The sequence below is a fragment of the Thiomicrorhabdus aquaedulcis genome (genome assembly GCF_004001325.1).
Lineage (GTDB): Bacteria > Pseudomonadota > Gammaproteobacteria > Thiomicrospirales > Thiomicrospiraceae > Thiomicrorhabdus > Thiomicrorhabdus aquaedulcis.
The window spans coordinates 2,217,402-2,230,753 of the sequence record NZ_AP018722.1 but is presented as its reverse complement, the minus strand read 5'-3'; the positions used below and the strand labels follow the sequence as shown (position 1 = coordinate 2,230,753).

Genomic DNA, 13,352 nt, shown 5'->3' with positions numbered 1-13,352 from the left:
ACGATTTACTGGACATGCCTAGAAGCCTTTTAATGTAAAACCCTTATACCGCAAAAGTACATTGGACTATTTTTATGCTTACTCTAGTATAGAGAGTGCTTAAGAGAGTGCTTAACGTTAATTCTGAAATTGTCTATATTGTATAGTTTTTTTATAAAAGTGTACATAAATTATACAAACAAGTTTTAAACGACTACAATTCACAACACATTAACCCCACATTGGTTCGATTTTTTAAAAGTGTGGTTAAAAATGAAGGTGATTCACCATGAAAAATACCCTACTTAATTCTCGTATTTGGCTGGTGGGCGGCTCACAAGGCATTGGCTTGGCGTTAACCCAACGCTTACTGACGGCCGGAGCGCAACTGGTGGTGTCGGCGCGCAGTGCCGAGCAAAATGCCGATTTATTGGCGCTTCAAGGCCTTTTTGGCACGCAGTTGCGGTTATTAAATTGCGATGTCACGCAAACCAATTCGGCGGTGTTGCAACAGACAATTGACCAGGCCTGGTCGGTTTATAACGGCTTAGACAGCTGGATTTACAACGCCGGTGCATATCACGCCATGCCCGTGGCCGATTGGGATGTGCAACAGTTTGAACAGATGAATCAGGTAAATTATTTGGGTGCGGTGCGCTTAATGGTGGGGTTAATGCCAAAATTTAACGCCCAGCTGAGTTTGCACGAATCGCCTTTACCTCTCGAGCGCCCCAAAGTGCGCTGGATGTGGAACATCAGTTTATCCAGCGATTTTGGTTTGCCTTACGGCGGCGGTTATTCGGCACCCAAGGCCGCGTTGCAAAACTTGGCCGAATCACTGCAACCCGAATTGCGCGCCCAAGGCATTGTGTTGCAGGTGGTGAATCACGGCTTTGTCAACACCCGCTTAACCGCCAAAAACGACTTTGCCATGCTGGGGTTAATGGAGCCAGACGCCGCCGCCCAGCGCATTGTCGCGGCACTGTGTACCGAGCGTTTTGAAACGCGGTTTCCGTTTAACTTGGCGTTTGTATTGGCGTTGCTAAAGCGCCTGCCCAAATCGTGGGCACTTGCACTCACCAAAAGGATGTTGCATGGACAGTAACAATAATCCTAGCCTTAACTTTGCACCCGCTTTAAACGCCTATTGTGACGCGTTTGCGCACTTGCAATTAAGCACGTTGCACAGCGCGCTCATGCCGCTGTTAAGCGACGATGTGCGTTTTAAAGACCCGTTTAACGACGTAACCGGAAAACCCAACGTCAGCGCCATTTTTGAGCATATGTTTACCACTCTACAACACCCGGCGTTTACCATTGAACACACCGCGTTGGCGGGGCACATTGGTTACATTCATTGGCAGTTTCATTTTGCCACGCAAGGCACAGAGTACCGCATTCAAGGCCTAAGCCAAGTGACCTTTAACGCCCAGGGTTTTATTAGTCAACACCTCGACTTTTGGGATCCCGCCGAACACGTTTACACCCACGTTCCGGTGTTGGGCTGGGCGCTTAAAAAAATCGCTCGCAAATTGGCCGCGCCTTTACCATGACAGCCATACCCGGTCTGTCGATGATTCCTTTAACCCGCGCCCAACTGCTGTTGTTTGGCTTAACCGCCATGCCCCTGGCGATGTTGGGAATTCCGCTGTACTTGTATTTGCCGCTGTATTATCACGACGCGTTTGGCATGAGTTTAAGCGCCATTGGCAGCGCCATTTTGGCCGCTCGACTGTTAGACGGTTTAACCGATCCGCTGATTGGCCACTGGAGCGATAGGTGGTGTAACGCCCCAATAAGGCTAGGTCAATGGCGCGGCTATTTTGGGCGCAAAGGGCAGATGGCGCTGGGGGCGCTGGGGCTGTTGGCAGGATTGTATCAACTGCTGTTTGCCCCGTGGCTGGCGGTTAATTGGGGCAGTTTGTGGCTGTGGAGTTTTGTCACCTATTTGGGCTGGACGCTCATGCAAGTGCCGTATCAAGCCTTGGCGGCCGAGCTGTCGGGTGACGCGCATCAAAAAACCCGCATTACCGCCTACCGCGAAAGCTTTGCCATTGTCGGCGTGTTGCTGGCCTTAAGTTTACCGGTGTTGTTAGAGCAAAATGTCACACAAACCGCGTTTTACAGCACGTTGTGGCACGCGGTGTGGGGGTTGGTGCTGCTGGCATTGCTGGGGTTATGGTTAAGCGGACGTGGTAAAAAAAGCGTTGCACACCCGACAGACACCCAAAACACAACTCACCAGGCCTGGTCATTGTTAAAACAGTTGCATCAACACTCGCCACAGGCCTTTGCCATTATGCCGGCGTACTTTTTAAACAACCTCGCCAACGCCTTGCCCGCCAGTCTGTTTATTATTTTTGTCACGCATTATTTGCAACTGCAAGCGCAACAAGGCCTATTTTTAATGGTCTATTTTGGCGCGGGAATCTTAGCCCTGCCCGTGTGGTTGGCCATCGCCAAACGCTTCGGAAAGTTTAAAACCTGGCAACTCTCTATGGGCTTGGCCAGCGTCAGTTTTTTAGGCGTGTTTTGGTTGCAAACTGGCGACGTCAATGGCTATTTAATCATTTGCGTGCTGACTGGTTTAAGCTTGGCCATTGATCTAGCCATGCCCGCCTCAATTCAGGCCGACATATCGCAGCGCGTCGCCCAACAAACCCAAACGGCCAGCGGCTTGCTGTTTGGCTTATGGGGACTGCTCACCAAGCTGTCGCTGGGTGTGGCCGTCGGCCTGTCACTGCCACTACTCGACTGGGCCAATCAGCACCTAACCCAGCCCAATACCATGTTGTTAATACTGTACGCGCTCATTCCCATAGCCCTAAAAATCATCGCCACCTGGCGACTGCAAAGCGTGTTAAAACGGTTTGACCAGGCCTGGTAGGTTTGGTTTTGGTGTTATTTCAACCTGTTTTAGATTGTTTAAAGGGTGCCGGCTGTTTTAGTATTGATTGATTAGTGTTGGTAAGCGCGCGCAATTAAAATACGATATTGAAATAAGCGTTAACGAACTTTTAGCCAGCTCACAAAAACCACACCAAAATTTGGCGTAGCAGCAGGGTACTAAAATCCAGCCCTTCGCCTAAATAAAGCGTGCAATCATGGATTGTTATTATTAGAATGTTGATTCTAGAATTTATATTCTAAGATTTAGTTCTCGTTTTTTGGGGCAGACAGGTTAAGCGCAACCTGGGGTTAATAGAGATGCCCTTTACTTTAACCGCCAGGCCTTGTGGCCAAGCTAGGACTTTTTATGTCGTACTTTACTACACCGCCTCATTCTGAGGTAAAACGCAAAGTGCTCAACAGCGCATTGATTTTATTTGTGGAACAGGGGTTTTTTAAAACCTCTTTACCCGATTTGGTCAAACACTCTGGCGTGAGTACCGGCTCGATTTACCATTGCTTTAAAGACAAACAAGCCATAGCCCAATCGCTGATGGCGGCGTTGCTTGAGCAAATTGAAAGCGAGCAGGCGCACATTTTAAGTGCGCACGACACTACTTGGGCGCGTTATTACGCTTTGTGCGAATGGCTTATGCATACCGCGCAGGCGCACCCTAATGTAAGTCGTTTTGTGTTGCAGGCGCGTCATAAAGAGTTTATGCCCGATTTGGTGCCCATCTGTTCGTCTAAGCCGTTTATGACCTTACGAAATACTTTGCAACAAGGTATGGAGCAAGGTGTTATTAGGCCAATGGATATGATGGTCGCCGCATCGTGCGCGTATGGTGGGGTGTTGCGTTTAATTCAGTTGCATTTAGACGGCATGCTGGAACGTCCACTGATGGAGTATTTGGATGAGATAACCCAAGCCAGCTGGCGCAGTGTGACCCCAATTGTTTAATCTTTAACTTGGAGCAAGCACATTATGAAAAATCGTTGGTTATTGGCCGTATGGCCGTGGCATTGGCCTGCGCGCAGACCGCGCATTTGGCGCACGCCGCCGATCCTTATCAAACCGGTTTTGCACGCTACGCCAAAGAAATTCAGGCGCACTCTAGCGATTCGCACTTGGCCAGTTCGGTGTTGGCGTATCAGCAAGAAGTCGCTAAAGTGCAAAAGTCGGTAGGTTACATTGGTAAAACCTTGCCCATTCCCAAAGCCATTGAGGTAGCGCCTGGGATATACACCGTGGTGGGCAGTATGATTTGGCACAACCCTGGCAATTTTGGCCTAAACAATAACTTAACGTTTATGATTTTTGAAGACGGTGTGTTTGTGTTTAACGCCGGTCCTAATCCGGCGGTGGCGTATGCGTTGCATCAACAAATTAAGCAAATTACCGACAAGCCGGTGAAATGGTTGGCGGTCGAAAACAGTCAAGGTCACGCCTATTTAGGCGCCAGTTATTGGGTCGATCAGGGTGTTAAAAACTTGTATTCGCATAAGGTGGCCAACGACGACTTTAATCGCGGTTTTGATCACATTAAAAAAAGTTGGGGCGACCGCGTGGGTCATCCTTTAACCGACAGCGCGCGTAATGTAGCGGACAAATTTACCACGTTTGACGACAAAATAACCGTTGAGGTGGGTGGCGGCGAACAGGTTGAGATTTTAAATTTTGGCCCAGGTCATACGCCGGGTTCAACCATTGTCTATTTGCCAAAACGCAATGTGGCACTGCCGGGTGACTTGGCGTATAACCAGCGAATGTTGGCTCTGTTTGCGTACACCAATACCCAAAAGTGGATGGACAGTTTTAAAAAGTTTGTTAATGCCATGCCCGCCGATGTGATTGTGATACCCGGCCACGGTGCACCCACTAACGTGCAAAAAATAACCGCCGATACGTACGACTATTTGGCGTTTATGAACCAAGCCGTGCAAGCGCATATAAATGCAGGCGGCACCGAGATGGATTTAGCCAAAATTGATCAGTCGGCCTATCAAGACCGTTCGGTGTACAACGAAACCCATCAACAAAACGCGGTGCACATTTACAAAGAACTGACCGGTGCCGACCTTGGACAAAGCTATGAATAAGCTATAAACAAGCTATGAACAAGCCATAAGAATGCTTTATACAGCTTGATTTTAGCCTCAACAATAATGACCAGGCCTGGTCATTTAAATAAATTTTAACCATTTTTGGCCGTACATCCACTCGTGCAAAGGTCTCTTTACCTCATTTTTCTTTTGCAGCTTACTCGTGCAAAGCCCTCAATTAGATTAAACTTAAGTTCATTTATTTTTTAAGACCTTTGCACATGCATGTGCAAAGGTCTTTTTATGCAATGGCTATTGAGCAGTGGAGCATCTATGAAAGGTATCGTATTTTCAGAGTTTATAGAGTTGGTTGAAGAAAAATTTGGTTTTGAAATGGCCGATGACATTATTGAAAAATCAAATCTAGCTTCTGGCGGCGCTTATACGTCGGTAGGCACTTACGACCACCACGAGTTATTGGAGTTGGTAACGCATCTAAGCGCGCAAACCGGAATTTCGGTTGAGGATTTGGTTAAAACATTTGGCGAGCATCTTCTCGTGCGTTTTTCGGAAGGTTACCCCATGTTTTTTGAATCGGTTAACAACTGTTTTCAATTTTTAGACACCATCGAAAATAAAGTTCACGTTGAGGTAAAAAAACTCTACCCCGAAGCGGAACTGCCCACCTTTGATTCGCGTATTGAATCCGATAACCGAATGCACCTTGTTTATACCTCAAAACGACCTTTTTCGGCTTTGGCGTACGGTCTTATTAAAGGCTCAGCCACCTATTATGGTGAAAACATACACATTGAAATGCAGGATGAATCTTTGACGGGTTTAACCAAAGTTGTTTTTACCCTGACCAAGATGTAGATGTTTGAGCCACTCAAATGACCATTAACCCTCATGAAAAACGTTTTTTACGTGAACGCCAAGCGCGTAAAGAAGCCGAGCAAATTTTAGAGAAAAAGTCTTTAGAATTGTACGAAAGCAACCAAGCACTTATACGCTTGGCGGCCGATTTAGAACGTAAGGTCGAGCTGCGAACCGCCGAAGTCGAAAAAGAAAAAAACCGTGCTTTGGCGCTGAGTAAAGCCAAATCTGAATTTGTGGCGACCATGAGCCATGAGATTAGAACGCCTATTAACGGAATTATTGGCGCTTTAAATTTGCTAGAGGCCGAAGTGCTTTCTGACGAGTGCAAAAGTTTATTGGGCATTGCTGACCATTCGGCCAACGTTTTATTGCATATTATTAACGACATTTTAGATTTTTCTAAAATTGAAGCCGGGCAAATGGATGTAGAAACAATTGCATTTGATTTGCACTATGTGTGTCAAAACGCCTTATTGTCTTTTAAAGAAAAATGCAGACAAAAGCAGGTTGAATTGCAATTTGAATGGCATGACGAAGTTTCGCATTGGCAGGTTGGCGATGCGTTTCGCGTAACCCAAGTGCTTAATAATTTTTTAAGCAACGCAGTTAAATTTACGGCAGCGGGTACGGTTTTATTAAGAGCAGAACTGGATGCAGACAAGCTTAAACTGAGCATTAAAGATACTGGAATGGGGATTTCGCAAGCTGGATTGGCCAAGCTGTTTACCGATTTTTCTCAAGTAGACGCATCCACCACGCGTCAGTTTGGCGGCACGGGTTTGGGGTTGGCCATTTCAATGAAATTGGCTCATCTTATGGGCGGGCAGGTGGGCGTTGAAAGTGTGCAAGACCAGGGTTCAATCTTTTGGGTGGTATTGCCCAATCGTCCCGCGTCTGCTGTGCGTGCCGAGGTTAAAAAAGCCACTATTTTTGATTTAAAGGCTCAAAGTCGTTTTATTTTATTGGTAGACGACAACCTAGTAAACCGACAGATTGGTTTAAAAATTCTACAAAAACTGGGGCACAAAGTTGAGTTGGCCGAAGATGGTTTTAAAGCCCTTGAACTCGTTAAAAGCATGCCCTTAGCCGAGCCGTATGATTTAATTTTGATGGATTGCCAAATGCCTGAAATGGATGGCTTTGAGGCAACACGCGCCATTCGCGCTTTACAAGTTGATATTCCTATTATTGCGTTAACCGCCAACACCTCTAATGAAGACCGACAATGTGCCTTTGATTGCGGTATGAATGATTTTTTAAGCAAACCGTTTAAAATTGATGAAATTCAAGCGGTCATTTTGTCGTATCCGCCTAAAACTCAACGTTAATTGTCTTTTTAGTTTTTAGTTTTTAGCGCACAGCGCAAACGTCTCCAACGCTTATGCACAAGTTGTTGTGTGCATTTAGAGTGCACAAAAGCGTGTGCTTATTTAATGACCAGGCCTGGTTATATCGGTTGGCACTGGCGGTTGCGGGTTTAAAATACGTACTTCACGTTGCGGAAACGGAATGCTAATCTTGTTGTCGTGCAGGGTTTGCCAAATAATCATAAACAGGTCAGAGCCTACGCGGTTTTTGCCGTCGTCGATGTCGGCAATCCAGTATTCAAGTTGAAACACCACGCCCGAGTCGGCAAATTCGATAATTTCGCAGTCGGGCAGCTCGGGTTCGAGCAGCACTTGCGGGTGTTGTTTTACCGCGTCTAAAATGAGTTTTGGAATGGCCGGAATGTCCGAGTCGTAGGCCACGGCAAAGGTTAGGCTGTAACGTTGGCGCGGGTCGTCGTGCGTCCAGTTGGTAAAAGCGGTGGTAATAAATCGTTCGTTGGGTACGACAATGACTTTGCCATCAAAGGTTTGTAACGAGGTTGAGCGCATGCTCAGTTTGGTGAGTGTGCCGGCTTTGCCGTCTTCCATTTCGATGTAATTGCCCAGTGCGATCGACTTGTCTAATAAAATAATCAGCCCCGAAATAAAATTTGAGGCAATTTGCTGCAAGCCAAAACCAATTCCCACGCCCAGTGCGCCGCCAAACACCGCCAGAGCCGTTAGGTCAATGCCTACGCCTTGCAGTAACACTAAGAAGATGATTAAAAACAGTCCAATTTCAAACAGTTTAGCAAATACTTCGCGCGTGCGAATGTCTAGAGTTTGTTTGCTGCGAATTAGGCTTTGTCCGTAGTGGTTGGTGATACGACCCAGCCAAAAAAGCACCGCGCCAAAGACCAGTAGACGCAAGACTGCAAACACCGAAATCCGAATGTCGCCCACGCTAAACGAGATATTGTCTAAAAACTGCACGGTGGGGCTCAGTAGGTCAAATTGATAGAGCGCAGCTAAAGGAATGCCTATCCATTTAAGCAAAGCACTTATAAATACGTTGTGAATCGCGTGCTTTACCAAAAAGAAAATAAACACAATAATGGCCCAGCTTTGAGCAATTTTAATAAGCCATAACGGTTGCTCAAGTGCGTTAAATACGCTTAAGACAAGCGCCAGAAGCAAAATATTGCTTAACGGAAACGCCAATCCTTGCAGTACCGCCAGTGGGGTTTGCCATAAATGCTGCCAACGATTAACGTTGTGAGTGGCGTGCGCGTCTGTTTGGTTTGGGTGCGTATGCAATATTAATTGCAGCCTTTGTTTAAGGCGCTGCGAGAGCCACCAGGCTAAACCAATGGCGGCAGCAACGGCTAATAATTGCAGGTAAAACATAGGACTCGACAGCGCCGCCAAACCCTGTTGACCCCACTGAGTAAAAGACGTAATGATGTGCGAAGCTAAGGTACTGGGTGTGGAAGGCGTCATGGTGTTGGGCTCGTGTATGGTGGGTTAGGGCAGGTCAATTTTGATTTCAACGCCTTGAAGTTCAGCGCCTTCTGGGGTGGTTTTTAGTTTGGTTTGAAGGCTCACGCCATCACGCTCAATGCCCACTTTAAAAGCGTGTTCTTCAAGTACTTTGCCGTCGTAACCAAAGTTTAATGTGGGCAAGTTGTCTTGGGTGAGTCTGCCAAAATCCAATAACGGATACGAGGGAGATGTGGGTTCAATCGGCCCAGTGGTCACGTCACCAAAAGGATTGTATGCGTCGGTTGGGTGCAGGCTTAAATCTAAGGGTTTGGATGCATTTTTGATGCGCTCATTGGGGTTTAATTCGGCGTTTAATGTGCGATTTATGGATGGTTGTGGGGGTTCGGGGGGTAAAACCTTTGTGACCTGGTTAGGGCTGATGGTGTGGCGTTCTAGGTGCGGTTTTATGTGCAGCGCCTGCTGCAATGGCACGGCGCGTAAAGGAGCGTGTAAAGGCGCCAATGCATCGTCAGACAAGCGCGCATCGGGGTACGGTTCAAAATAGTCAGGCGCAAACAGCGTAGGCAATGGCGCAAGTAATTCTTTAAGCGCACGCTCTACTTTGGGTGGAGTGATAAGCAGTTTAACGGGTGCGACATAAGGCACGTCTATCACCGATTTGAGCGCCGGCGCATACGCATATTGTAAGCCACGTAAACTGCCCCAGACAATAAATGCGATTAATCCAAGCCCTGCCAGCGTAGCTAAAAGAGGTGGCATAATGCGCCTTAAAAAAGGGCGTTGTGGGTTGGATTGGTTTAGCATTGTCGGTATAGCATCTTTCGGTTGGTAAGTTTTATCAGGTTTATGGCGGTAATAATTAGTGTGGATCTAATGGAACGTTTAAGGAAGCGTTTAGTGGCGTGTTTTCGGGAAGCGATTTTAGATATAAATCGAGTTTATTGTACGGAATCTCAATTTTTTCGAGCGCAAAACGTTGGTAAATACGCGTGTTTAAACTGTCAATAACCCGGCCACGCACTTCGGGGTGGTCAATCCATACTAACAACTCAAGGTCTAATCCCGACGCACCAAAACGTCTAAAGCGTACGCGGGCTTCGGGTTCACTGCAAATTTGGGTTTCTTGATAGGCAATGTCCAATAACACGTTTTTAACCATTTCGATATCAGAACCATAGGCCACGCTCACCGCGACGCGAGCTCGTGATTTAAGATGACGACCAGACGATTCGTTCACCACTTTACCATTGGCAATTATGGCATTGGGAATGTTAATTTCTAAATCGTCGCGGGTCAGAATCCGGGTTGAGCGCAATCCAATGTGGGTGACCATGCCGCGTTCACCGGCGTCAAGCACAATGTAGTCGCCTATTTTATAAGGCGAGTCGGCCAAAATAAAGACGCCCGACAGCAGGTTGGCCAAGGTGTCTTTGGCGGCAAAGCCCACGGCAATCCCTATAATTCCGGCCGAGGCCAGCCAAGCGGTCATATCAATGTTCCAGGTGATAAACAGCAGGTACACAATAAACAACACAATCAACACCGCCGAGGCGTTTTCGATTAACGGTAATGTTTGCGGGCGAATAATAGCGCCTTGCTTGGGACGCGCGCTTAATTGTTGCAAGCTAAATTGATTGGTGCGGTAAAAAAATTGTCCCCACACAATAATGTCCAAAGTGGTGAATACACCAGGCAAGTGGGTTTCTAAGGTGTTGGGCAGGCTAAACAATTGTAAAAATGCGTTGCCAGTAAATAATAAAATTGACAGGGTTATGGGCAGTCTAATCGCGTCTAGTGCAAAACTTAAGGTGGGTTTTTGGTGTTTTTGCGCCCACGCCAATAAAGTCCATTTAATAAAAAAATTGAATAATACGGCGCTGACCAGTGCAAAGCTAAACAGGCTAAGGCTTTCAATAAGCAGGCTGTCTGAATGAAATAGCTTTTGAAGGGTGTTGAGTTCAAAATTGTCGGACATTATAAGTTCTCAGATTTAAAAAACGGTAGGGTGTTTGTTTGTATTTGACCAGGCCTGGTAAAAGAGGTGAGTAAATGGCTGTATACAAAAGAGCACATAAATTTAATGTTGACTATCTTACCACTGATGCCAAATTGCTTTATGATTAGCCGCAAAATTAACGAATCCATTATCAATCGTTGGCAAACGTCAATACAGGGTTAATATGAACAATATGGTGGGTTGGCGTGAGTGGGTTGCACTGCCGCAAATTGGCATTAAGGCGCTAAAATGCAAGGTAGACACCGGGGCTAAAACCTCGGCGTTGCATGCGTTTAAGGTAGAGCCCTTTTTGCAAGACGGGCAAGAATGGGTGCGCTTTTGGGTGCACATTGACGAACGCGATTTAAGCCAAGTGCAAGCGTGTGAGGCGCAAGTGGTTGATAAACGTGCCGTGACCGATTCGGGCGGTAACGTGACTGAACGCTTATTTATTCAAACCCAGTTAGAAATAGGTCAACACCGCTTTCCCATTCAACTAAGTTTAACGGCGCGTGATACCATGCGCTTTAATATGTTGTTAGGCCGCACCGCTTTACGAACCGGTGGTTTTTTGGTTAATCCCAGCAAGTCGTTTTTACAAGGAAAAAAAGTATGAAAATTGCTATTTTGTCGCGTGGTCCAAGACTGTATTCGACCCGTCGACTGGTAGAAGCGGCACAAGCGCGTGGTCACGAAGTGGAAGTGATTGATGCTCTGCGGTGCTACATGAACATCACCTCAAACCATCCGCAAATTCATTACAAAGGCCGCATCTTGGGCGATTTTGATGCGATTATTCCGCGCATTGGCGCGTCCATTACCTTTTACGGTACAGCGGTATTGCGGCAGTTTGAGATGATGGGCGTTTACCCACTCAACGAATCGGTCGCCATTTCGCGCTCTCGCGATAAATTACGCAGTTTGCAGTTGCTGTCGCGCAAAGGCGTGGGCTTACCGGTGTCGGGTTTTGCTCATTCGCCCGACGACGTGGACGACTTGCTTAAAACAGTGGGTGGCGCACCGGTGGTGATTAAACTGCTCGAAGGCACCCAAGGTGTGGGCGTTGTGTTGGCCGAAACCCATTCAGCGGCTTCCAGCGTGATTCAGGCGTTTAACGGTTTAAAAGCCAATATTTTGGTGCAAGAGTTTATTAAAGAGGCCAAAGGCGCGGACATTCGCTGTTTTGTGGTGGGCGGCAAAGTTATTGCGGCCATGAAACGTCAAGGCAAAGAGGGTGAATTTCGCTCTAACTTACACCAAGGCGGCTCGGCCTCACTGATTCGCATTACGCCAGAAGAGCGCGCTACGGCGATTCGTGCGGCCAAAATTATGGGCTTAAATGTGTGCGGCGTCGATTTACTGCGCTCAAATCACGGCCCAGTGGTGATGGAGGTCAATTCATCGCCTGGCCTAGAAGGCATTGAGGGCGCGACCAGCAAAGACGTGGCCGGCATTATTATTCAGTTTATTGAGAAAAATGCCAAGCGCAATAACACCAGCACCAAAGGTCAGGGGTAAGTTAAGCGTGTCAAAACGCAATCAAATTATCACCATTGGCGGTCAGGCTATTTTGCCAGGCGAGCGTAAAACGGTCGATTTGGAAGTAGGCAAACTCTATACCCACAGCGCCTTAACCATGCCGGTGCAAGTGTTGTGCGGCAAACAAGCTGGCCCCAAATTGTTTGTGAGTGCGGCCATTCATGGCGATGAGTTGAATGGGGTGGAGATTATTCGCCGTCTATTAAAGGTCAAAGCGTTAAATCGTTTAAAGGGCAGTTTAATCGCGGTGCCGATTGTGAATTTGCATGGGTTTATTCATCACAGCCGTTATTTGCCCGACCGCCGCGATTTAAATCGCAGTTTTCCGGGTTCCGAAAAAGGCTCTATTGCCAGTCGCATGGCGCATCTGTTTTTAAACGAAGTGGTCAAACAATCCACGCACGGCATTGACTTGCACACCGGTGCGATTAATCGCTCTAATTTACCGCAAATTCGTGCCAATTTAGACGACCCCGAAACCTTACGTCTAGCGCACACCTTTGGCGCGCCGCTGATGCTTAACTCCGATTTACGCGATGGTTCTTTGCGTGCGGCGGCGGTAAAAAAGAACATTCCTATTTTATTGTACGAAGCCGGTGAGGCGTTGCGCTTTGACGAAGTGTCTATTCGCGCCGGTGTGCGCGGAATTTTAAACGTTATGCGCGAGTTAGAAATGTTGCCGCGCTCACGCAAAAAAATCGAAAAGGGCGAAAAGCCCAAAAAATCGGTGGTAGCACGCTCCAGCTTTTGGTTGCGCGCCCCGCAAAGCGGTATTTTTAGGTCGATTGTGCCCGACGGCGCGCGCGTGATTGCCAACGTCACTTTGATGGGGGTGGTGTCCGACCCGTTTGGCGAAACCGAAATGGAAATTTACTCAACCAACAATGGCATTGTGATTGGGCAAATGAAAATGCCTTTGGTAAACGAAGGTGAAGCGCTGTTTCATGTGGCGCGCTTTGCCCGCAGCGATAAAGCCGCCGAATCGGTAGACGATTTTAACGAAGAGATGCTAAACGACCTGTTTTTGCCCTACCCAATGGACGATATTCCTAATATCTGTTAACGCCGATGAATAAAGCAGTGCGTCTTTGTAACGTTTCGAAATGGTTTGAGTCGAATAAAAACTTACGTTCGATTAGGATGGAACTCCCCGTTTATTGTTTAAATAACGTTCTACTCACAAAGGGCATAATTTGAGTTGACCAGGCCTGGTCAAT

At 47.1% G+C, this 13,352-nt stretch carries 13 protein-coding genes; 10 read left to right on the top strand and 3 right to left on the bottom strand.

Annotated elements, in window-relative coordinates; all coding sequences use genetic code 11:
• Positions 1–268 precede the first annotated feature (268 nt).
• The 7 genes from EP181_RS10180 (at position 269) to EP181_RS10150 (ending at position 7,118) form a co-directional block, all read left to right on the top strand.
• Positions 269–1,084, top strand: coding sequence for an SDR family NAD(P)-dependent oxidoreductase (locus EP181_RS10180; RefSeq protein ID WP_127471536.1), 816 nt, complete (start codon positions 269–271; stop codon positions 1,082–1,084).
• Entirely contained in the window at positions 1,074–1,532 is a 459-nt protein-coding gene (locus EP181_RS10175; RefSeq protein WP_127471535.1) for a nuclear transport factor 2 family protein, read from the top strand. Before EP181_RS10180 ends, EP181_RS10175 begins: the two co-directional genes overlap by 11 nt.
• Entirely contained in the window at positions 1,529–2,866 is a 1,338-nt protein-coding gene (locus tag EP181_RS10170) for an MFS transporter (protein ID WP_127471534.1), read from the top strand. The genes EP181_RS10175 and EP181_RS10170 overlap by 4 nt, the downstream gene beginning before the upstream one ends.
• A gap of 369 nt (positions 2,867–3,235) precedes the next feature.
• A complete protein-coding gene (locus EP181_RS10165) occupies positions 3,236–3,829 on the top strand; it encodes a TetR/AcrR family transcriptional regulator (protein ID WP_127471533.1) in 594 nt (197 codons plus the stop codon).
• An 8-nt stretch (positions 3,830–3,837) separates the two neighbouring features.
• Positions 3,838–4,968, top strand: coding sequence for an MBL fold metallo-hydrolase (locus EP181_RS10160; RefSeq protein ID WP_232023429.1), 1,131 nt, complete (start codon positions 3,838–3,840; stop codon positions 4,966–4,968).
• A 276-nt stretch (positions 4,969–5,244) separates the two neighbouring features.
• The gene (locus EP181_RS10155; RefSeq protein ID WP_127471532.1) at positions 5,245–5,787 is read left to right on the top strand and encodes a heme NO-binding domain-containing protein; all 543 of its coding nucleotides are present in this window, start codon (positions 5,245–5,247) and stop codon (positions 5,785–5,787) included.
• 17 nt (positions 5,788–5,804) lie between these two features.
• A complete protein-coding gene (locus EP181_RS10150; RefSeq protein ID WP_127471531.1) occupies positions 5,805–7,118 on the top strand; it encodes a response regulator in 1,314 nt (437 codons plus the stop codon).
• Positions 7,119–7,220: 102 nt separating this feature from the next.
• Here EP181_RS10150 and EP181_RS10145 read toward each other — a convergent pair whose 3' ends face one another.
• The 3 genes from EP181_RS10145 to EP181_RS10135 form a co-directional block, all read right to left on the bottom strand.
• Positions 7,221–8,597, bottom strand: a complete 1,377-nt coding sequence (locus tag EP181_RS10145) for a mechanosensitive ion channel family protein (RefSeq protein ID WP_127471530.1) — start codon at positions 8,595–8,597, stop codon at positions 7,221–7,223.
• 24 nt (positions 8,598–8,621) lie between these two features.
• A complete protein-coding gene (locus tag EP181_RS10140) occupies positions 8,622–9,359 on the bottom strand; it encodes a hypothetical protein (RefSeq protein ID WP_127471529.1) in 738 nt (245 codons plus the stop codon).
• A gap of 100 nt (positions 9,360–9,459) precedes the next feature.
• Entirely contained in the window at positions 9,460–10,575 is a 1,116-nt protein-coding gene (locus EP181_RS10135) for a mechanosensitive ion channel family protein (protein ID WP_127471528.1), read from the bottom strand.
• A gap of 205 nt (positions 10,576–10,780) precedes the next feature.
• Here EP181_RS10135 and EP181_RS10130 point away from each other — a divergent pair, with 205 nt between their 5' ends.
• Genes EP181_RS10130 through EP181_RS10120 form a run of 3 tightly spaced genes read left to right on the top strand, consistent with a single transcriptional unit; the run spans position 10,781 to position 13,198 of the window.
• Complete coding sequence (locus EP181_RS10130; RefSeq protein ID WP_127471527.1) at positions 10,781–11,212, top strand: ATP-dependent zinc protease family protein; 432 nt, start codon at positions 10,781–10,783, stop codon at positions 11,210–11,212.
• Entirely contained in the window at positions 11,209–12,114 is a 906-nt protein-coding gene (gene rimK / locus EP181_RS10125; RefSeq protein WP_127471526.1) for a 30S ribosomal protein S6--L-glutamate ligase, read from the top strand. Before EP181_RS10130 ends, rimK begins: the two co-directional genes overlap by 4 nt.
• A complete protein-coding gene (locus tag EP181_RS10120; protein WP_127471525.1) occupies positions 12,074–13,198 on the top strand; it encodes a succinylglutamate desuccinylase/aspartoacylase family protein in 1,125 nt (374 codons plus the stop codon). The genes rimK and EP181_RS10120 overlap by 41 nt, the downstream gene beginning before the upstream one ends.
• The last annotated feature ends 154 nt before the right edge of the window (positions 13,199–13,352 follow it).

Excerpts from the sequence above, each read along its gene's own strand:
- EP181_RS10150 (WP_127471531.1), top strand. The coding sequence starts at position 5,805 with ATGACCATTAACCCTCATGAAAAACGTTTTTTACGTGAACGCCAAGCG.
- EP181_RS10135 (WP_127471528.1), bottom strand. The coding sequence starts at position 10,575 with ATGTCCGACAATTTTGAACTCAACACCCTTCAAAAGCTATTTCATTCA.
- EP181_RS10155 (WP_127471532.1), top strand. The coding sequence starts at position 5,245 with ATGAAAGGTATCGTATTTTCAGAGTTTATAGAGTTGGTTGAAGAAAAA.
- EP181_RS10145 (WP_127471530.1), bottom strand. The coding sequence starts at position 8,597 with ATGACGCCTTCCACACCCAGTACCTTAGCTTCGCACATCATTACGTCT.
- EP181_RS10140 (WP_127471529.1), bottom strand. The coding sequence starts at position 9,359 with ATGCCACCTCTTTTAGCTACGCTGGCAGGGCTTGGATTAATCGCATTT.
- EP181_RS10175 (WP_127471535.1), top strand. The coding sequence starts at position 1,074 with ATGGACAGTAACAATAATCCTAGCCTTAACTTTGCACCCGCTTTAAAC.
- EP181_RS10180 (WP_127471536.1), top strand. The coding sequence starts at position 269 with ATGAAAAATACCCTACTTAATTCTCGTATTTGGCTGGTGGGCGGCTCA.
- EP181_RS10130 (WP_127471527.1), top strand. The coding sequence starts at position 10,781 with ATGAACAATATGGTGGGTTGGCGTGAGTGGGTTGCACTGCCGCAAATT.
- EP181_RS10120 (WP_127471525.1), top strand. The coding sequence starts at position 12,074 with ATGCCAAGCGCAATAACACCAGCACCAAAGGTCAGGGGTAAGTTAAGC.
- rimK (WP_127471526.1), top strand. The coding sequence starts at position 11,209 with ATGAAAATTGCTATTTTGTCGCGTGGTCCAAGACTGTATTCGACCCGT.
- EP181_RS10165 (WP_127471533.1), top strand. The coding sequence starts at position 3,236 with ATGTCGTACTTTACTACACCGCCTCATTCTGAGGTAAAACGCAAAGTG.
- EP181_RS10170 (WP_127471534.1), top strand. The coding sequence starts at position 1,529 with ATGACAGCCATACCCGGTCTGTCGATGATTCCTTTAACCCGCGCCCAA.